Raw genomic sequence first — 18,574 nt, 5'->3', positions numbered from 1 at the left:
GCTGTACTGAGGGTGCGGGCTTTGTCCCGGACCCTCAGTCTGTTAAGAGGATACTATCATGTTTGGTTTCAGATCACAGCGCAGCAAAGAGGAGGAGAAGGCAGGCATCCAGTTCCTGGCTTCGATGCTCGTCTGCTATCCAGAGATCAGCTCTTTGTCGTACGATCCGCGACGCTCGACGCTGACGTTCGAGTTCATCGTACGCGGCGATTACCCCGCACGCGAGCTCGATGCCTTTGCGCGGCTTCTCTCGGAGAGCATTGAGACATACCACGTGCTGGTCGCCGACGAAGAGGTCGGCGCCAACATCTGGGTCGAGGAAGTCTCTGCCGAGAAAAAGACGGTCATGTTCCATGTCGAGCGCGATGTCATGACACTCGAGCGCGACGAGCTGACGCTCATCGCACGCCTGTTCACGGAGCGCTTCGGCAAGGCGCTGCTCGTCGACGAGCACTCGCTGCAGAAGCTCGAAGAGGACTTCGCGACGGTGCAGAGTGAGCTTCTCGACCAGATGCTCGACCAGGTCCAGCGGCGGGAGTTCCGCTTCCGCATGCTCATGGTCGGCCTGCGCGAGAACGACCGCGTCGTCGTCTACAATCGCTGACGCGCTGATACGCTGCTGTGCAGAAGAAAGAGGGAGATATGTTGAAAGTCATGCTGGTAGGAGATGTCATCGGCCACTCGGGCCGACGGGCATTCTGCAAGATTACGCCGAAGCTGCGCAAGGAGAAGGCTATTGACGTCGTCATCGTCAATGGCGAGAACTCCGCGGGCGGCAAGGGCTTCACACGCAAGTCGCTCGATGAGCTCTACCGCGGCGGTGCCGATGTCATCACATCGGGCAATCACGTCTGGGATAAGCGGGATGTGCTCGAGTTCATCGATCAGGAGCCATTCCTGATCCGCCCGGCCAATTATCCAGAGGGCACGCCTGGCAAGGGCTGGTGCTCGTACCCGTTCAAAGCGAAGAACATCGGTGTCATGAACCTCTCGGGCCGCGCCTTCATGCCGCCACTCGACTGCCCCTTCCAGAAGGTCGAGGAGCTCCTGCACGAGATGCAGGATGAGTGCGACATCATTTTCCTGGACTTCCATGCAGAGACGACGTCCGAGAAGATTGCAATGGGCTGGTACCTCGATGGCCGCGTCAACGGCGTCGTCGGCACGCACACACACGTGCAGACAGCCGATGAGCGCATTCTGCCGCAGGGCACGGCCTATATCACGGATCTCGGCATGGTCGGTCCGCGCGACTCTGTGCTCGGCGTCAAGACTGACCTCATCCTCAAGAAGTTCACGACGGCCATGCCCGTCCGCTTCGATGTCGCTGAAGGCCCCTGCGTCTATTCAGCCTTGATCGTCGAGATCGACACGGCGACAAACAAGACTTGCGGCATCGAGCGCATCATGCTGCAGGAAGATGCGCTCTGAGCACGGAGTGCAAACACACTTTTGAGAAATAGCGCGGGAAAAGAAGGATTTCCATGCTCGATGACGAATAATAGAAACTAGTGATAGTATGAATAACAGCATGCATAGCGATTCATATTCCAGCAGTAGGTGAACAAGGAGGTCGTGCTAATCATGGAAGTCTTGAAAGTTTCTGCAAAGTCGAATCCGAATTCTGTCGCCGGCGCATTGGCTGGTGTGATCCGTGAGAATGGGAGTGCGGAGATGCAGGCCATCGGAGCCGGTGCGCTCAATCAAGCCGTCAAGGCCGTCGCGATTGCCCGTGGCTTTGTCGCACCACACGGCGTCGATCTCATCTGCATCCCGGCCTTCACCGACATCAAGATCGACGGGGAAGAGCGCACGGCAATCAAGCTGATCGTGGAGCCCCGCTGAGGCGGCTCTGGTGATGGATCAAGAGACGATTTAGGAGTGAAATCAGGATGCCAAGTGATCTGCATATGCACACGACGTACTCGGACGGCAAATTGACGCCTGAGGAACTCGTGGCAAAGGCGAAGGAGGCTGGCCTCACGTACATGGCCATCACGGACCACGATACCGTGGAAGGGATCAGCCATCTCTACGAGAACGGCCTGTACCCGGCGAGGGGGATACACATCATCCCCGGGATAGAGTTCAGCGCGCATCATCCGACGCGTGAAATCCACATCTTGGGATACAATGTCGACATCTATTATGGAGAACTCGTCGATAAGCTCAACGATGTCACAGAGGCGCGCTGGACGCGCTTCAGCGAGATGGTGGAGAAGCTCCAGCATCTCGGCTATGAGATCAGCGAGACAGAGGTCCTGACGATTGCGGGCACGAGCCGTTCCATCAGCCGCTCTCACATCGGACGCGTCCTCGTCAAGAAGGGGTATTTCCCGACGGTCCGCGATGCCTTTGAAGCGATGCTCATGAAGGGCAAGCCCGCCTATGTGCCGCATTATCACCTCGAGGTCGAGGACATCATCGGCCTCATCAAGGCGGCTGGCGGTACTCCCGTGCTCGCGCACCCGAAGCTCATCGGCGACGACAGGCTTGTCGAGGAGCTCTGTTGCCGCGGCATCGAGGGCCTCGAGGTCTTCTATCCGCAGCACGATGAAGCTGACACAGCGCGTTATCTCGACATGGCGAAGCGCTATCAGCTGCTCGTGACGGGCGGCTCAGATTACCATGGCTTCGCGACGCGCTACCCGCAGGACCTCGGCGTCTTCACCATCGATGACTGCTGGGCGGAGAAACTATACCGCCCGGCCCAGAAACTCTGAAAGCAAGGGGAAAAAGATGGATGTCATTGCCTTAGTCGGTCCGAGTGGGACCGGAAAGAGTCATCGCGCGCTGATTGTCGCGCATAAGAATGGTGCCGATGCCATCATCGATGATGGCATCCTCATCAAGGACGGCAAGATCTTGGCGGGCCACTCTGCTAAGAAGGAGCAGAGCAAGATCATGGCCGTCCGCCGGGCTATCTTTGTACTGCCGGGTCATGCAGAGGAGGTGCGCAAGGCCATCGAGAACTCGAAGCCGCACCGCATCCTGATCCTCGGCACCTCGGAGAACATGGTACAGAAGATCACGAAGGCCCTGCGCCTGCCACCCATCGCGAAGATCATCCGCATCGAGGACATCGCGACGCGGTCGGAGATGGAGAAGGCGCGCTTCTACCGCGTCAAGCAGGGCAAGCACATCATCCCTGTGCCGACGATCGAGCTCAAGCCGCATTTCTCCGGCTATCTCATCGATCCGCTGCAGTCGTTCTTCAAGCGCTCCTCGACGCGGCGCCGCCGCCTCGGCGAGAAGTCCATTGTGCGGCCGGTCTTCAGCTATTACGGCAAGCTCATCATCGACGATTCGGCCATCAAGGGCATCGTGCGCCACGTCATCCTCGCAGAGGGGCCTTTCAGCAAGGTCAGCGATGTGGAGGTCAAGCACCTCTTCGTCGGCGATGAGGACCAGGGACTGCGCATCTCCTGCAACGTCGTGCTGACGTACGGCAACCACATCCCGACGCTCTTGAAGCAGGCGCAGGAGAAGGTCACGAGCCATGTCGAGTTCATGACCGGCATGATTGTCCACGAGGTGGACATCGTCGTCAAGACACTCTACGTACGAGCATGATCGTGCCCCCGCGAGAGGCTGCGGGGGCTTTTCTTTATCTGGAGGTGACTACTATGAAAGAAGTCAAATCGCCAAAGAAGCCGATGGCTTTTTACTATATCGTCGTCTTGGCCCTGATCCTTCTCTTCAACGAGATGGCCAGGCCTTACATGGAGCAAGCACAGATCGTGCCGGTCGACTACAGCACGTTCATGCAGTCCATCGACGACAAGACGGTCGACCACGTCGAGATCCAGTCGAACCAGATCCTCTACACGGTCAAGGACGACCACAAGAAGTACAAGACCGGCATCATGAACGATCCGACGCTGGCGCAGCGACTGATGGAGTCGGGGGCGACCTTCACACAGGATATCAAGGAGGAGACATCGCCGCTCATGAGTTTCTTCCTGGCCTGGATCCTGCCGCTCTTGATTTTCTTCGCCATTGGCCAGTACATGAGCCGCAAGATCATGGACCGGGCAGGGGGGAACTCGATGATGTTCGGCGGCTCAGGCAATCAGGCGAAGATATACGTGCCATCGTCGGAGGGCATCCACTTCAGTGATGTGGCTGGCGAGGATGAGGCCAAGGAGAACCTCTCCGAGATTGTCGACTATCTGCACAATCCTGCGAAGTACACGAGCATCGGCGCCTCGATGCCGAAGGGCGTGCTGCTCGTCGGCCCTCCGGGCACCGGCAAGACGATGCTCGCGAAGGCTGTCGCCGGCGAGGCCAATGTGCCGTTCTTCTCGATTGCCGGCTCGGAGTTCGTCGAGATGTTCGTCGGCATGGGTGCTTCGAAGGTCCGCGATCTCTTCAAGCAGGCCAAGGAGAAGGCGCCGTGCATCGTATTCATCGATGAGATCGATGCAATCGGCCAGAAGCGCACGGGCGCGGCGATGGGCAATGACGAGCGCGAGCAGACGCTCAATCAGCTGTTGACCGAGATGGACGGCTTTGAGGGCAACACGGGTGTCATCATCCTCGCGGCGACGAACCGCCCGGATTCTCTCGACCCGGCGCTGCTGCGCCCGGGCCGCTTTGACCGCCGCGTGCCAGTCGAACTGCCGGACCTCAAGGGGCGCGAGGATATCCTCAAGGTCCATGCAAAAAAGGTCCGCATGGCAGACGATGTCAACTTCCACACGATCGCGCGCATGGCCGCCGGTGCCTCTGGCGCAGAGCTCGCCAACATCATCAACGAGGGCGCGCTGCGAGCTGTGCGCTCGGGCCGCAGCGAGGTGACGGAGGCGGATCTCGAGGAGAGCATCGAGGTCGTCATCGCTGGCTACCAGAAGAAGAACGCCATCCTGTCGGATGCCGAGAAGCGCACGGTCGCCTATCACGAGATCGGTCATGCGCTCGTCGCGGCTCTGCAGTCGCATTCCGCACCGGTCCAGAAGATCACCATCATCCCGCGCACGTCAGGTGCTCTCGGCTACACGATGCAGGTCGAGCAGCAGGATAAGTACATTCTCTCCCGCGAGGAGCTCGAGAACAAGATCGCGACGTTCACGGCCGGCCGCGCAGCCGAGGAGGTCAAGTTCGGCCTCGTCAGCACGGGCGCCTCGAATGATATCGAGCAGGCGACGAAGCTCGCCCGTGCGATGATCACGCGCTACGGCATGAGCGAGGAATTCGACATGGTCGCCATGGAGACGGTCAACAACCGCTACCTCGGCGGCGACACGAGCCTGACCTGCTCTGCTGCCACGCAGCAGCAGATCGACAAGAAGGTCGTCGAGCTCGTGCGCAAGCAGCACGAGAAGGCCATCGGCCTATTGAAGGCCCACATGGACAAGCTTGACGCGCTCGCCTCGTACCTCTACGAGAAGGAGACAATCACCGGCGAAGAGTTCATGAAGATCCTCGAAGGTGACAAAGCGGAAGAACCGCAGGTCGAAGCCGCCGAGCAGAAACTCCTCGCAGATGAAGCGAAAGATGACAGGGCGGATGCCGAAAAGGCGAAGAAGCTCGCTTTCCCGCCGGAAGAGGAGCGTGGCAGCGAGACGAAGCCCAATCCCGATGAAGTGAAGAACGATAACGCATAAAGGATGATGACCTGGATGCAAAGAGGCCGCCCCCTTGTTGATGGGGGGCGGCCTCTTTGTGTCGGGGCTCATTTCATTGTCGGAGATGTGCAGTGAAACGTATCAGAGCTTCTTCTCGGTCAGCACCATCTCGAGTGCATTGAGCGCGTTGTCGATGTCTTCTGCCGTGATGACGAGCGGCGGCTGGAAGGCCATGACGTTGCGGGCGACGCCGTTCTTGCCGATGATGAAGCCGCGGTCTTTGAGCGTCTCGAGTACATCGTCGAGCTCTGCGGCAGCAGGGCTCTTGTCGGTGTGAACGAACTCAGCACCCGTCATGAGGCCGAGGCCGCGGATATCGCCGATGATGGCGTGGCGCTTCTGGATCTCGCGCAGGCCGGCGCGCAGCTGCTCGCCGCGCTCGCTGGCATTCTGACAGAGGTCGTGCTTCTCGATGTAGTCGAGCACGGCGAGGCCGGCCGTCGTCGAGACGGGGTTGCCGCCGAGCGTCGAGGCGCCCGGGCGCGTGTAGGTATCGGCAATCTCCGCCGTCGAGATGAAGGCCGAGATCGGAGCGCCGTTGCCGAGTGCCTTGGCTACGGCCATGATGTCTGGCACGACGCCGAAGTTCTCGATGGCAAACATCCTGCCCGTGCGTCCAAAGCCCGTCTGGACTTCGTCGGCGATGAAGAGCGTGTTGTGCTGTGCGAGGATTTCCTTGACGCGCTGGAAGTATCCCTCAGGCGGCACGACGATGCCTGCATTGCCCTGGATTGTCTCCGCGATGAAGGCGCTGGGATGACCGGCCGTCGACGTCTGGATGACGTCCTCGACCATGTTGGCGCAGGCGAGGTCACACGTCTCGCGCTTCTTGCCGAGCGGGCAGCGGTAGCAGTACGGGTTCGGTGCGAAGTGGATGCCGCCGACAGGATTCTCATCCGTGCGCCACATCTGGATGCCCGTCACGCTCATGCCGAGCTTCGTGCGGCCGTGCAGGCCGTTCCGCAGGGCGATGATCTCGTTGTTGCCTGTGTAGATGGAGGCGAGCAGCAGCGCGCCCTCCGTGGCCTCTGAGCCGGTCGAGCAGAAGAACGTCTTCTGCAGCTTGCCCGGCGTCACTTCGGCGAGCTTTTCGGCGAGGTTCACGAAGTTCTCCGTCAGGTAGATGTTGCAGACGTGCTGCAGCGTGCCGACCTGCTCCTGGACTTTCTTCGTGATCTCCGGATTGCAGTGGCCGCAGTTCATGACCGATACGCCTGCGAAGCAGTCGAGGTACTTGCGTCCCTCGCTGTCGTAGAGGTATTGCATGGAGCCCTTGACGAACTGGCGCGGCTCCTTGTAGAAGTGGCCGAGGCAGGGCATGATGTACTTCTTCTTCTTCTCGATGATGGCCTCAGGGCCAAGGTATGTATGTTCAGCCAAGATAATCCCTCCTGATCCTATCATTCTATCATTCGATTTAGATTGAATTCCGGCTCTGGCGGAAGCGGTAGGTGCCGATACCCCACTCGCGCGGGCTCAGGTGCTCTACTTCCTCGAACGCTGCGTGGTCGAAGGCTTCTTCAGCGCTCTTGCCGGCTGCGAGCGCGTCGAGCGCTTCGCGGTAGAGCTTTGTCACGCGGCCCGTGAGTTCGGGCGTGTAGTCCTGCGCCTCAATGCGGTAGGAGGCGAGCCCGTTGAACTTCGCGAGGTACGGGTAGAGGCAGAGGTCCTTCGCGAAGTAGAGATGATTGCGTCCGTACTGGTCGATGCGGATAGCGTGTTTCTCGCCGGCCGTGTCGAGGAGCGCGTAGTGGCGGTCGAGGACCTCCGGGTTGTCGAGCTCGTTGAATTCCGGCAGGCTCATTGCCGGGAAGTCATGGTCACAGATCATCGACTCGTAAGAGCCGTGTACGACCGTCTCGAGCGGCAGTTCTGCCGTCTCGACGATTTCGCGCAGCTGCTCGAATGAGAGCTCGTACGATGTCGCGGCCATGGACAGGCCGTTTTCCTTCAGGAACTTTGCGGCGAGCTGGTTGAAGAGGTTGAAGGAGAGGTCGGCCTGCACTGGCAGATCCGTTATGCTCTGCGCGAGTTTCAGCGAACCGAGGTTGCTGACCATCAGGCCGTCCGGTCTGATCTCGCGCAGCGCCGTGAAGAACTGCTCGAGTTCACCGCACTCGCGGCGCATTGTCGTGCGTGGCGTCGTGACGACGACGCGCGCCTTGCCCTTCGCGTAGGCGAGAATCTCTTCGTAGTCGCCGAGCTTCCACGGGCGCAGCGGGCGGAAGGCCTCGCCGCCGACGTAGACCGTATCGGCGCCGCTACGGATAGCTGCCTTGGCCGATTCGACCGTATTGCAGCGCACACTGAGCACGCGGTGCGCTGCATTCTCTTTCTCGATATCGCGTTCCTGGCGCAGCACCTCATCCTGGAAGCCTGCCTCCTTGACCGCATGGCTGAAGAAGCGCGGCTCGCGCTCACCCGTGAAGCCGATGTCTTTCTTGCCCGGCTGGCCGAAGGCGAACGTCGTCGTGAAATCGCGCGCGCGGTTGTCGTAGAGCGTCTTCCAGCCCTCTTCATCTGTCGTGTAGCCGTTCGGATCTGCGATGTAGGCATCGATGGCCTTGCGGTACGTCGAGACGATGCGGCGGATGAAGCCAGCCGGGCGCATGCGACCTTCAATCTTGAAGGAGAAGACGCCTGCCTGGATGAGCTGCGGGATGGCGCGGTACATGCACATGTCCTTGAGGGCGAGCTTGTAGGCACCGGGGCCATTCTTGTCGAGGACTTCGCCCGTCTTCTCGTCGATGAGCTTATAGGCCCAACGGCACGGCTTGAGGCAGCGGCCGCGATTGCCGCTCTGGCCGAAGAGCACGCCTGAGTGGATGCACTGGCCCGACTCGCTGATGCACATGTCGCCGTGCATGAAGTATTCGACCTCGATGCCCGTGCGCTCGCGGAAGAGGCTGAGCTCGGAGAGCGTCATCTCACGGCCGACGACGATGCGCGTGATACCGTATTCCTTGAGCTTCTCGATGGCATGTTCATTGTGGGTGTTCATCATGACCGACGTGTGCAGCGGGATCGTGATGCCCATCTCGTGCACGAGCTCGAGCACCGCGAAATCCTGTACGAGCAGTGCGTCGGGGCGGATTTCGTTGAGGTAGGCGAGGTATTCGCGCAGCGCCGGGATCTCCTCGTTGCTGATGAGGTTGTTGAGCGTGATGTAGAGGCGCACGCCGTGTTCATGCGCGTAGTCGATGGCCTTCTTCAAGAGCGCATCGTCGAAGTTGAACTCGCCCTCGTGCATGCGCATGTTGAAGTGCTTGCCGCCAAGATAGACAGCATCTGCGCCAGACTCCACGCCAGCGACCAGCGCGTCCCACGTGCCGGCCGGGGCCAGGAGCTCTACCGATTTGCGATTAAGTAACATAGTTGTAAAAATCTCCCTTTTTTGAAAAGAATTCGAAAATAGAACCAAGAATAACAACAGCTACGACAAAAGATGACTTCCAATATTATATCAGGTATTTCCAATTCTATCAATTTCTATCTTTTATATGTGCGATACATGCGATGCATGCGGCAGGGGCAAAGAGGACGATTTGCATTTTCCACGTCGTTGTGCTATATTAAGAGAATCATGACGATGATGAAGAAGAGTATCCTGAGCGCGCATCGACAGGGAGTCCTGCCTGGACTGGGAGCGGGATGGTGTGCACGGGTGAAGTTCGCTTCGGAGTCTCCGCAGGAAAGGGCGGACGCAGGGCTGCGTTAGAGCCGCAAGGAAGCTATAAATCAGGGTGGTACCGCGAATCATACCTTCGCCCCTCGTTTTCGGGGCGGAGGTTTTTTGTTTTTAGGAGGTATACAATGGAGGAGAAGATTGAACAGCTGAAGGCACAGGCTGCCGAGGCTATCAAGAACGCTGCAGGGAATCTCTCGGAGCTCGATGACATCCGCGTCAAGTTCCTCGGTAAGAAGGGCGAGTTCACGACGATCCTGCGCGGCATGGGCGCACTCGCGAAGGAAGACCGTCCGAAGGTCGGCAAGATCGTCAACGAGGCAAAGGCGGAGATTGCACAGCTGATCCAGCAGAAGAACGAGGAGCTCAAGGCACGCGAGATGCAGCAGCGCCTCGAGCGCGAGAAGATCGATGTCACGCTGCCGGGCCGCCAGCAGCCGCTCGGCCACCTGCATCCGCTGACGCTGACGCTCGAGCGCATCAAGGACATCTTTTTCCGCATGGGCTTCTCTGTCGAGGAAGGCCCGGAAATCGAGAAGGACTACTACAACTTCGAGGCGCTGAACCTGCCGAAGGACCATCCGGCACGCGACATGCAGGATTCGTTCTACATCACGGAGGACATCCTCATGCGCTCGCAGACGTCGCCGGTGCAGGCGCGCACGATGCAGAAGAATGAGCCGAACGCGCCGATCCGCATGATCGCGCCGGGCCGCGTCTATCGCCGCGATGAGTACGATGCGACGCACTCGCCGATGTTCACGCAGGTCGAGGGTCTCGTCATCGATGAGGGCATCACGTTCGCTGACCTCAAAGGCACGCTCGAGCTCTTCCTGCGCCAGATCTTCAGCGAGGATGTCAAGGTCCGCCTGCGCCCGAGCTTCTTCCCGTTCACGGAGCCATCGACGGAGGTCGATATCTCCTGCGTCATGTGCCACGGCAAGGGCTGCAAGGTCTGCAAGGGTACGGGCTGGCTCGAGATCCTCGGCGCCGGCATGGTGCACCCGCATGTGCTGGAGATGAGCGGTTATGATCCGAAGAAGGTATCCGGCTTCGCCTTCGGCATGGGCGTGGAGCGCATCGCGATGCTCTCGTACGGCGTCGACGATCTCCGCCTGTTCTACGACAATGATATGCGCTTCCTGCGCCAGTTCTGAGAGAGGAGATAGAAAATGCAGGTTTCTATTAAATGGTTGAAGGATTATATCGATTTTGACTGGTCGGCAGAGGAACTGGCTGATCGCTTCACGATGGCCGGCGTGCCGGTCGAGAACGTCATCCGCGCAGATGAAGGACTCGATAAGGTCGTCACGGGCCGCATCGAGAAGCTTACGAAGCATCCGGACTCGGATCACCTCCAGATCTGCCAGATGAATGTCGGCGAGAAGGAACTCGTCCAGATCATCACGGGCGCGCAGAATGTGGCAGAAGGCCAGGTCGTGCCGGTCGCGATGATCGGCGCGCACCTGCCGAACGGTCTTCACATCAAGAAGGGCAAGCTGCGTGGCCTGCCGTCGAACGGCATGCTCTGTTCGGCCGGTGAGCTCCACCTCGACCTCACGAAGCTGACAGAAGAGGAGAAGGACGGCATCTACATCCTGCCAGAGGGCACGCCGGTCGGCGTGCCGGCCAAGGATGTGCTCGGCCTCGACGATGTCGTGCTCGAGTTCGAGCTCACGGCAAACCGCGGCGACTGCTTCAGTGTCATCGGCCTTGTGCGCGAGATTGCCGTGCTGACGGGCAACAAGCCAAAATGGCCGGTCATCGCCTGCAAGGAGGATGATGAAGCCAAGGCTGCAGACATGGTCTCGGTCGGCATAGAGGCGCGCGACCTCTGCGACCGCTTCAGCGCGCGCGTCATCAAGAACGTCAAGATCGGTCCGTCGCCTGAGTGGATGCAGCAGCGCCTCGAGGGTGCTGGCATCCGCGCCATTAACAATGTCGTCGATGTGACGAACTTCGTCATGATCGAGCTCGGCCAGCCGATGCACGCCTACGACTACGATGAGATCACGGGCCACACGCTGACGGCCCGTCTCGCAAAAGCGGGCGAGAATCTCCACACGCTCGACGACAGCTCGCGCCTCGCCAAGGGGACGGAGCTCGTCATTGCCGATGCCGAGCATCCGGCAGGTCTTGCCGGCATCATGGGCGGCATCGAGACGGAGGTCACGGAGAAGACGCGGACGGTCGTACTCGAAGCTGCGTCGTTCAACGGGCCGAGCATCCGCCGCACGGCGCGCGCCTGCGGCCTGCACTCGGAGGCTTCGGGCCGCTTTGAGCGCGGTGTCGATGTGACGAACACGCCGCGCGCACTCGAGCGCGCCTGCCAGCTGTTGCAGGACATGGGTGCCTGCACGGTCACGCAGGGCATTGTCGACTGCTACCCGGATAAGAAGCAGCCGGTGACGATCGACTACACGACGGACGAGATCAATCGCCGACTCGGCACGGCTATCCCGGGCGAGGAGATGGTCAAGATCCTGACGTCGCTGGGCTTTGAGGTTGAGGCCAAGGGCAATGAGAGCTACCATGTCACGGTGCCGTCGTGGCGCAATGACTGCACGTACATGGAAGACCTCTCGGAGGAAGTCGCGCGCATCTACGGCTTCGACAACATTGCGAGCACGACGCCTTTCGGGCGCATGGTCCAGGGCAAGCAGAGCGCGAAGCAGAACTTTGTCGACAAGATCAAGCACACGCTTACAAGCCTCGGCATGACGGAAGAGCTGTCGTTCGCCTTTACGAGCACGGATCTCTTCGACAAGTTGCTCGTGCCAGAGGATTCGCCGCTTCGCCAGGCCATCCCCATCCTGAACCCGCTGACGGATGAGGCGCCGCTCGTCCGCACGTGCCTCTTGACCTCCATCATGGAGAATGCCGTGCGCAACTTCTCGCGCAAGAACAACGACATCAAGCTCTTCGACGTCGCACCAGTATTCCTGCCGAAACAGCTGCCGCTGACGGAACTGCCGGAGGAGCGCCTGATGGTCGCGGGCCTCATCACGGGCCGCCGCGAGGAAGTCGGCTGGAACCAGGGGAATGAGATGGTTGACTTCTTCGACATGAAGGGCATTGTCGAGGAACTCTTCCGCGCCCTCGGCATCTCGAAGTACACGGTCGAGGCAGGCGAGCACTTCGCCATGCATCCGGGCAAGACGGCCCTCTTCAAGAAGGGCCGCGAGGTGATTGCTTCTGTCGGTGAGCTCCACCCGCAGGCTGCCGAGAACTTCGGCATCAAGCAGAAGGTCTATCTCTTCGAGATGGACCTCGAGGTCCTCATGAAGTACACGGGCAAGAGCTTCCACTTCGAGTCGCTGCCGAAGTACCCGGCCATTGCGCGTGACCTCGCCATCGTCGTCGACGAAGACGTTGCTTCGGCCGATATCGAGCGCGTCATCGCGAAGAACGGCGGCAAGCACTTCAAGGATGTCACGCTGTTCGACGTCTACACGGGCGAGCACGTCGCAAAGGGCAAGAAGAGCATGGCCTTCAACCTGCAGTTCCAGTCGAAGGATAAGACGTTGACGGATGAGGAAGCCGATGCAGCCTTCAAGAATATCCTCAAGGCTGTCGAGAAGCATTTCGCAGCAGAGTTGCGCGCCTGACCGTCAAGAGCATGACAGGAATGACAGCATGACTGGAGGTGCATCGCATGGCTGATGTGGAACAAAAGACACCACAGCGCGTCGTCGTCGAGATCTTCGGCGACAGCTACCCGCTGCGGACAGATGACCCCGAGCGCCTCAAGAAGCTCGCAGCCGGCCTTGACCATCTGATGAAAAAGATGGCGGGCAGCGTCAAGAGCTTCGACGGCACGAAGATCGCTGTGCTCACGGCCCTGCAGATCGTCGATGAGTACGACAAGCTCAAGCATGATTACGACGAGCTCGTCGAACTGCTCGACGAGAAATGAGGAATCCGCATACGGTCCGCAGAGAGGCCGCCCGCAGGGGCGGCCTCTTTGTTTGCCTTCCCTTGGATGATGTGCGTAGCTGAAAAGAATTGAGCAGTCATGGCATCTGTGATAGAATGAGGAAAGACTGATTGGACGCAGAGCATGCGGCCCCTGAAGATAGGAGACAGAAAGAAGATAAAAAGGATGGTGCATCATCATGTCTGGAGAATGTGACAAGAAGTGCGGTCATCGACACGATCGTGCGATGAAGAAGAGACGTGCGGCGCGTTTCATGTTGCCGATGGCTGCTCTCGGACTGATTGCCTGGCAGAGTGCTGCTCTGGCTGCTGTGCCTGCGGCAGCACAGGCGGGGCAGGTTGTACCGGCTGCACAGACGGCAGAGAAGGGACAGGCGGCAGCAGCACCATCTGCACAGCAGGAAGAGCGTGCAGATGCGATGAAGGGAGAGGCTGCAAGCCCTCATATGCAGCCTCGCGAAGTGTCTGAGACAACTGTGGCAGCTGAGGTAAAGACTGAAGCTGCCAAGGAGAAGCGCAAGGATGTCGAGGTGCAGCTCGAGTATCTTGACGGCCGCTTCTTCAAGAAGCGCAACGTCGATCTCTACAATGTGCACGTCTATCGCCAGTACAAAAAGCTTGGCGCGCTCTCGCTGCACTACGGCCTGACGTTCGAACGCGCGACGGGCTACACGACAGAGGATGATATCTGGCGCGATGCTGAGGCCGTCGGCTTCGGCCCATCTTACATGATGCGCTGGACGAAGCACGTCTCGGGCAAGCTCGACGGCTCCGTCGACGCCTCGGGTAGCCTGCTGGCCTACAACCACGCACATCCGGGCAATGGCCGTGCCTACGGTTTCCTCTGGCGCATCGGCCCGCGCCTGACGTATCACTACACCGACCGCAATTCGTTGAGCCTTGCCTACCTCTTCCATCATTCGTCGAACGGCATGGGCACCCACAATCCGGGCTACAACGGCGTCGGCTTCTCGCTGGGATTCACGCACTGGTATTGAATCACATAGCTGTTTGCTATTCCCCGAAAGAGCACCTTCTCTTAGAATCGGTATTCTAGAGAGGGTGCTCTTTTTTACGAGTAGCTATTTGTAATAATATAAATATTTTAAATCTTTGCAGGATTTGAAGGCATCTGCGTAGAAAAACATAAATATCCGCTGGATGTGGACAAGTCGGGTGCGGGAATGTGTACACCGTATCAGCTCCGGAAGGCGGAGCAGAGTATTTGATTCGAGAGGAGGATTCTTTCATGCAAACTCGACAGAATGAAGCAGGTTTCACCTTGATCGGCATGCTGATTGCCGTGGGCATCGTGGCAATCCTCGCGATGATTGCCGTACCGAAATTCACTTCTGCCATCACGTCGGCCAATACGGCCAAGATCCAGTCTGACTTGTCCACACTGGACACAGCGATTGCCGTCTATGAGATCGATACGGGCAAGACGCCGGGGGCAATCGCGGACCTGAAGGATTATCTGCAGGATACGACGATAGCGCCGCCGAAGGGGAAATGCTACTTAGAGGGTGCAGCTACAGAGATCACGGCTAAAGAGTACACAATCGATACGGCGAACAGCAGGGCACTTTGCCAGGGCAAGACCGTCGGTGCATTCACAAAAGAGAAAAGAGCTGCAGATGTGAAACCGGAAAGTGGAAATACTGGTACAGGTGGTTGAGTAATGGCTAAGCAACTGTCCTTACAGGTATGCATCATTATCATGATGATACTGTTTTTGATGTTTACCGGCCTGTCACTGGTTGACATGGAGTGCCTTGCGATGGCCCGCGGTGGTCTGTTCTGCGTGTTTTTGCTCGCCATGGCAGTCATCGACTTCCGCACAGGACTGCTGCCGGATAAGGGAAATCTCTATCTGGCCGCTCTCGGTCTGGTGATGGCTGCAATCGTGGGCAGTCTGCGGGATGCACTCTTGGGCGCTTTGCTCGGCGCAGCCCTGCTCTTTGCTCTGCGCACGCTGTCGCGCGGCGGCATCGGGCTCGGCGACGTCAAGTATGCGGCGGCCTTCGGCATCTGGCTCGGCTGGCAGGGGACATTATTGGCTCTCATGCTGGCCTTTGCTCTCGGGGCCTGCCTGGCGCTCGTCTTGCTCGGCATTGGGCGGCTGGGCCGTCGGGACAGGCTGGCTTTTGGCCCGTTCCTGTCGGCGGGGGCATACCTGAGCTACATCGGCAGTGCGGCATTTTGGTCTGCCTATGAGGTCCTGCTATGAAGGAGCATGGCTCTCTGCTCATCGAGATCATCATCGCCTGCGCCGTCCTCGCGGTGTTTGCGATGGTGGCGCTGCCGAACGGGCTGGCAATCTACCGCGAAGCGGCAGTGGAGTACGAAGTGCAGTGCCTTCTGAGTGATATCCGCTACATGCGCGAGGTCTCGCGCACGACGGAACGCTGGCCGAAGAGCATGGAGCGGAGAGATGCATATCAGCTGCCGCTGCGCCGCCAGGCGCAAATGCGATTCCGGCGCGGCGGCTACACCATGCTGGCTGGTTCGGCTGTGCACAGCAGCCATGATTTCCTGCCAGGCATCGTGATCACGGGGCGCTTTGCCACAAGCTCGAGGGACGGCATTGCTCTGACGTTTGGTGATGACGGCCTCTTGGCGACACCGTGCACGATGTTGATCTACATGGAGGGCCATCCGCAGTCGGCGCGCAAGCTGATTCTGAGTGCGGGCGGCCGCTGCCGCGTGGAGAGGAGTGTAAAATGACGCGATGGTCGGATGCGAGCGGCTTTTTCCTGCTCGAGACAATGGGGGTGGCGGCCGTGCTCATCATGATGGCCGGTGCCCTGATGCTTTTCCGCCAGGGTGTGCTCATGGAGGAGCAGACTCGTTTCGGGGCGGCGGCGACTTGCTTGGCGGAGTCAGAACTGGCTCACATCGAGTACCGCGCCGCAGCTGGAACACTGACAGAAGGCGCGTCTGAGCGCAGGGAATACGTCGTGTTCTCACCGGCTGCCATTGGATCTGCCACTGAGGATGAAACGGGAGGTGACTTCCTGCTCCGCACGGATATCCAGCGGATGGAGCAGGAGGGCACCTATCTCGCTGCCGTGACCGTCGCATGGCAGACGCGCGGCGGGCGACAGCACAAACAGTCGTATCAGAGGAGGGTAGGAGTGTATGAAAGGGAGCCGTAACACATCGGGATTCATCCTGCTCGACATGCTCGTCTCTCTGCCCATCCTCGTCTTTCTCCTGGCAGCGATGGGGGCCATGGCAGTCATGGCCTTCCGCGCTGCCTTTTTCATGATAGCGGACAGTGAGCTGCAGCAGGAGGTTCAGATGGCTGTGCGCCAGGTAGCTGAAGACGCGCGGACCTCGTATGCAATCCGAGGCTTCACGAAGGACGAGAAACCTGGCTACACCTTCTATCAGTACCGCTCGCCGGATGAAGCTTCCTCGAGTACGTTCCGCACGCAATACTGGGTCCATAAGGTGGGGAATGTGGACAAGCTCGTCTGGAAGGATGAGATGCGTCCGCTGACGGGCAACCACTCGCTGGCGGGCGTCGACATCACGGCATTCTCCTGTAGCGAGGTCGCACCGCGCCTGCACGAGATACGGCTGACGGGCAGGAGTCGCGTGACGCGCCACAGCTACACACTTGCCGTCTGTGTCTACGGGCCAGAGCGGATGGATTAGTGAAGGAGGGAAAGGCGATGGGACGGGAGAGCCAGCAGGGGTCGGCTGTCATCTGGGCGCTTCTAGTGACAATATTTGCCATGATGCTCGCCACGGCCGTCTGCTACACAGCCTACAACAGCCGGAAGATGGCGGCCTCATACGAGCGCGAAGTGACACTGCGTTTGGCGGCAGAGGCAGCCTTGCTGGAGGCCTTGCAGCGTGTCGAGAAGGAGCCTGTTCTCGTCGATACAGGCATGATAATCGCGCCGCGCGAGGTCGAGACGGAGAAGGGCACGCTCGTCGTGCAGGCCGCAGCGGAGCAGAAAGCGGGCTCTTACTGGCTCGTCGCTGTGGCGCGCGAGAAGTCGGGTGACGTCTGGCAGCGCCATAAGATCGCGCGAGCCCGCTTAGAGAAGAAGGAGGATGGCTATGTCTGGAAGGGAAGGAGCCGCTGAGGCACGCGGCAGGATGGGGAGTCTGCAGGCGCTCTGCCGCGGCCTGCTGGCAGCGTGGCGCAGCAGAGATGCAGTCCGTGAGAGCAGCTGGCTCTGGGATGGGCGCCGTCGCGTCGTCGGGATTGCCGAGGCCTCCGGAGGCAGGGCTCTGCTCTTTGCCGAGCTGCTGGCAGAGGGCGAGTCATATCAGCTCGTGCGCACGGCAAAAGAGCAGCTTGCAGGCGATGTCACGATGGCGGAGGCCGCTGCCATGCGCGCCAAGCGGGAAGGCTGGCAGGCGCTTGATTTTTCCGTCTGTCTGCCAGATGAGGTGGTCCGCTTCTATGAGATGGAGCTGCCGCCTCACATGGAAGGAGACGAGTGGCGCGAGGCGGCGCACTGGGAGCTCGATGCGCGCCTGATGGCCGAGGGGCTCGATGCTGATGCGTATGCGATGGCTTATCGCCGCCAGGGCGAGGTTTCTGTGATGCTCGCCGCTGCTGAGCATCAGTACCTGGAAGGCCTCCAAGCAGGTTTTGCTTCACAGGGCATCGCCCTGCGCGGCATGGCTGCTCTTGCGCCTGATGATGGCAGCGGTGAGGCTCTGCTGGCCGCGCACGGCCTGGAGCTCTTGCCGGCGCAGCGCATGTTCCTGCCGGCCATCGCCGCTGCCCTTGCTGCGCTTTCGGACGAGCCGGTTCTGAGCCTGCGGCTTTGGGGCGAGATGATTCCGAGGCGTCACTTCCGCTACCGTCGCCTGGCCGCTCTCTGCTGCGCCGTGACATTCCTCATTCTCTTTGCCGCGGCTTTTTTTGACACGCGGGCCTATTTCGAGGCAAAGCGCGACTGTGAGCGGGAGGAGCAGGCGCTCGCACTGCTGCAGCGCGACGAGAAGACGATGAGGATGACGGCGAAGCTGCAGCAGGAAATCCAGCAGCGCGATGCGAAGGCAGCGCGCCTCGTGGAGGGCGCCATGCCTTGGTACAGCGTGATGGTCCATCTCGGGCGGCCGGAGCTGCAGACGGAAGGTGTCTGGCTCAAGTCTATCGCGCTGCGACAGGACAAGAAGATCGAGATACGTGGTGCGGCGCTCAGCTACGGCGCGCTCTCCTCGTTCCTGCAGTCCTTCGAGGCGGACCGGGACTTCTTCCCGCAGGGGCCGATACTCGAGGAGTCAGCAGAGGAAACGGGAGCAGAGAAGCCTGGCATCGCATTCCGCATCAGCTTGGGCATCTAGTGTAAAGGGG

At 59.7% G+C, this 18,574-nt stretch carries 19 protein-coding genes; 17 read left to right on the top strand and 2 right to left on the bottom strand.

Annotation, left to right across the window (positions count from 1 at the left end; genetic code table 11):
* The first annotated feature begins 58 nt into the window (after positions 1-58).
* The 6 genes from B2X55_RS00990 (at position 59) to ftsH (ending at position 5,606) form a co-directional block, all read left to right on the top strand.
* Positions 59-604, top strand: a complete 546-nt coding sequence (locus tag B2X55_RS00990) for a hypothetical protein (RefSeq protein ID WP_286820537.1) — start codon at positions 59-61, stop codon at positions 602-604.
* Between the two features lie 41 nt (positions 605-645).
* The gene (locus tag B2X55_RS00985) at positions 646-1,431 is read left to right on the top strand and encodes a TIGR00282 family metallophosphoesterase (protein WP_172674662.1); all 786 of its coding nucleotides are present in this window, start codon (positions 646-648) and stop codon (positions 1,429-1,431) included.
* 153 nt (positions 1,432-1,584) lie between these two features.
* Positions 1,585-1,845: a stage V sporulation protein S gene (locus tag B2X55_RS00980; RefSeq protein ID WP_036377856.1), complete on the top strand. Its 261-nt coding sequence runs from the start codon at positions 1,585-1,587 to the stop codon at positions 1,843-1,845.
* A gap of 47 nt (positions 1,846-1,892) precedes the next feature.
* Positions 1,893-2,723 (top strand): PHP domain-containing protein, encoded by an 831-nt coding sequence (locus tag B2X55_RS00975; RefSeq protein ID WP_036377859.1) that lies wholly within the window; start codon positions 1,893-1,895, stop codon positions 2,721-2,723.
* 16 nt (positions 2,724-2,739) lie between these two features.
* Positions 2,740-3,573: an Asp23/Gls24 family envelope stress response protein gene (locus tag B2X55_RS00970; protein ID WP_036377860.1), complete on the top strand. Its 834-nt coding sequence runs from the start codon at positions 2,740-2,742 to the stop codon at positions 3,571-3,573.
* Positions 3,574-3,626: 53 nt separating this feature from the next.
* Complete coding sequence (gene ftsH, locus B2X55_RS00965) at positions 3,627-5,606, top strand: ATP-dependent zinc metalloprotease FtsH (protein WP_286820534.1); 1,980 nt, start codon at positions 3,627-3,629, stop codon at positions 5,604-5,606.
* Between the two features lie 102 nt (positions 5,607-5,708).
* Here ftsH and B2X55_RS00960 read toward each other — a convergent pair whose 3' ends face one another.
* A complete protein-coding gene (locus tag B2X55_RS00960) occupies positions 5,709-7,031 on the bottom strand; it encodes an aspartate aminotransferase family protein (protein WP_286820533.1) in 1,323 nt (440 codons plus the stop codon).
* Positions 7,032-7,044: 13 nt separating this feature from the next.
* Positions 7,045-9,000 (bottom strand): peptidase U32 family protein, encoded by a 1,956-nt coding sequence (locus B2X55_RS00955; RefSeq protein ID WP_286820531.1) that lies wholly within the window; start codon positions 8,998-9,000, stop codon positions 7,045-7,047.
* A gap of 440 nt (positions 9,001-9,440) precedes the next feature.
* Between B2X55_RS00955 and pheS the strand changes: the two genes are divergently transcribed.
* From pheS to B2X55_RS00900, 11 genes are all read left to right on the top strand, one after another.
* A complete protein-coding gene (gene pheS / locus B2X55_RS00950; protein WP_036377866.1) occupies positions 9,441-10,469 on the top strand; it encodes a phenylalanine--tRNA ligase subunit alpha in 1,029 nt (342 codons plus the stop codon).
* Between the two features lie 15 nt (positions 10,470-10,484).
* Positions 10,485-12,920, top strand: a complete 2,436-nt coding sequence (gene pheT / locus B2X55_RS00945) for a phenylalanine--tRNA ligase subunit beta (RefSeq protein WP_286820530.1) — start codon at positions 10,485-10,487, stop codon at positions 12,918-12,920.
* Positions 12,921-12,967: 47 nt separating this feature from the next.
* Positions 12,968-13,228 carry a cell division protein ZapA gene (locus B2X55_RS00940; RefSeq protein ID WP_036377870.1) on the top strand — a complete coding sequence of 87 codons (261 nt, stop codon included), beginning with the start codon at positions 12,968-12,970 and terminating at the stop codon, positions 13,226-13,228.
* 247 nt (positions 13,229-13,475) lie between these two features.
* The gene (locus B2X55_RS00935) at positions 13,476-14,246 is read left to right on the top strand and encodes an acyloxyacyl hydrolase (RefSeq protein ID WP_286820529.1); all 771 of its coding nucleotides are present in this window, start codon (positions 13,476-13,478) and stop codon (positions 14,244-14,246) included.
* Positions 14,247-14,497: 251 nt separating this feature from the next.
* Positions 14,498-14,926 (top strand): competence type IV pilus major pilin ComGC, encoded by a 429-nt coding sequence (locus B2X55_RS00930; RefSeq protein WP_051652252.1) that lies wholly within the window; start codon positions 14,498-14,500, stop codon positions 14,924-14,926.
* Positions 14,927-14,968: 42 nt separating this feature from the next.
* Entirely contained in the window at positions 14,969-15,478 is a 510-nt protein-coding gene (locus tag B2X55_RS00925) for a prepilin peptidase (RefSeq protein WP_286820527.1), read from the top strand.
* Positions 15,475-15,975, top strand: coding sequence for a pilus assembly FimT family protein (locus tag B2X55_RS00920; protein ID WP_286820525.1), 501 nt, complete (start codon positions 15,475-15,477; stop codon positions 15,973-15,975). The genes B2X55_RS00925 and B2X55_RS00920 overlap by 4 nt, the downstream gene beginning before the upstream one ends.
* A complete protein-coding gene (locus B2X55_RS00915; RefSeq protein ID WP_286820524.1) occupies positions 15,972-16,406 on the top strand; it encodes a hypothetical protein in 435 nt (144 codons plus the stop codon). The genes B2X55_RS00920 and B2X55_RS00915 overlap by 4 nt, the downstream gene beginning before the upstream one ends.
* A complete protein-coding gene (locus B2X55_RS00910) occupies positions 16,390-16,911 on the top strand; it encodes a hypothetical protein (protein ID WP_286820523.1) in 522 nt (173 codons plus the stop codon). Before B2X55_RS00915 ends, B2X55_RS00910 begins: the two co-directional genes overlap by 17 nt.
* Positions 16,912-16,928: 17 nt before the next feature.
* A complete protein-coding gene (locus B2X55_RS00905) occupies positions 16,929-17,348 on the top strand; it encodes a hypothetical protein (protein ID WP_226867429.1) in 420 nt (139 codons plus the stop codon).
* Positions 17,323-18,564, top strand: a complete 1,242-nt coding sequence (locus B2X55_RS00900) for a PilN domain-containing protein (RefSeq protein WP_286820522.1) — start codon at positions 17,323-17,325, stop codon at positions 18,562-18,564. The genes B2X55_RS00905 and B2X55_RS00900 overlap by 26 nt, the downstream gene beginning before the upstream one ends.
* Positions 18,565-18,574 lie beyond the last annotated feature (10 nt).

This window comes from Mitsuokella sp. UBA4253 (assembly GCF_002395285.1).
GTDB lineage: Bacteria > Bacillota > Negativicutes > Selenomonadales > Selenomonadaceae > Mitsuokella > Mitsuokella jalaludinii.
Note: the sequence above shows the minus strand (reverse complement) of the source record. Positions and strands in the feature narration are given on the sequence as shown.

Excerpts from the sequence above, each read along its gene's own strand:
- B2X55_RS00960 (WP_286820533.1), bottom strand. The coding sequence starts at position 7,031 with ATGATAGGATCAGGAGGGATTATCTTGGCTGAACATACATACCTTGGC.
- B2X55_RS00930 (WP_051652252.1), top strand. The coding sequence starts at position 14,498 with ATGCAAACTCGACAGAATGAAGCAGGTTTCACCTTGATCGGCATGCTG.
- B2X55_RS00935 (WP_286820529.1), top strand. The coding sequence starts at position 13,476 with ATGAAGAAGAGACGTGCGGCGCGTTTCATGTTGCCGATGGCTGCTCTC.
- B2X55_RS00915 (WP_286820524.1), top strand. The coding sequence starts at position 15,972 with ATGACGCGATGGTCGGATGCGAGCGGCTTTTTCCTGCTCGAGACAATG.
- B2X55_RS00955 (WP_286820531.1), bottom strand. The coding sequence starts at position 9,000 with ATGTTACTTAATCGCAAATCGGTAGAGCTCCTGGCCCCGGCCGGCACG.
- B2X55_RS00920 (WP_286820525.1), top strand. The coding sequence starts at position 15,475 with ATGAAGGAGCATGGCTCTCTGCTCATCGAGATCATCATCGCCTGCGCC.
- pheS (WP_036377866.1), top strand. The coding sequence starts at position 9,441 with ATGGAGGAGAAGATTGAACAGCTGAAGGCACAGGCTGCCGAGGCTATC.
- B2X55_RS00905 (WP_226867429.1), top strand. The coding sequence starts at position 16,929 with ATGGGACGGGAGAGCCAGCAGGGGTCGGCTGTCATCTGGGCGCTTCTA.
- B2X55_RS00940 (WP_036377870.1), top strand. The coding sequence starts at position 12,968 with ATGGCTGATGTGGAACAAAAGACACCACAGCGCGTCGTCGTCGAGATC.
- B2X55_RS00970 (WP_036377860.1), top strand. The coding sequence starts at position 2,740 with ATGGATGTCATTGCCTTAGTCGGTCCGAGTGGGACCGGAAAGAGTCAT.
- B2X55_RS00925 (WP_286820527.1), top strand. The coding sequence starts at position 14,969 with ATGATGATACTGTTTTTGATGTTTACCGGCCTGTCACTGGTTGACATG.
- B2X55_RS00980 (WP_036377856.1), top strand. The coding sequence starts at position 1,585 with ATGGAAGTCTTGAAAGTTTCTGCAAAGTCGAATCCGAATTCTGTCGCC.
- B2X55_RS00910 (WP_286820523.1), top strand. The coding sequence starts at position 16,390 with ATGAAAGGGAGCCGTAACACATCGGGATTCATCCTGCTCGACATGCTC.
- B2X55_RS00900 (WP_286820522.1), top strand. The coding sequence starts at position 17,323 with ATGTCTGGAAGGGAAGGAGCCGCTGAGGCACGCGGCAGGATGGGGAGT.
- B2X55_RS00990 (WP_286820537.1), top strand. The coding sequence starts at position 59 with ATGTTTGGTTTCAGATCACAGCGCAGCAAAGAGGAGGAGAAGGCAGGC.
- ftsH (WP_286820534.1), top strand. The coding sequence starts at position 3,627 with ATGAAAGAAGTCAAATCGCCAAAGAAGCCGATGGCTTTTTACTATATC.
- pheT (WP_286820530.1), top strand. The coding sequence starts at position 10,485 with ATGCAGGTTTCTATTAAATGGTTGAAGGATTATATCGATTTTGACTGG.
- B2X55_RS00975 (WP_036377859.1), top strand. The coding sequence starts at position 1,893 with ATGCCAAGTGATCTGCATATGCACACGACGTACTCGGACGGCAAATTG.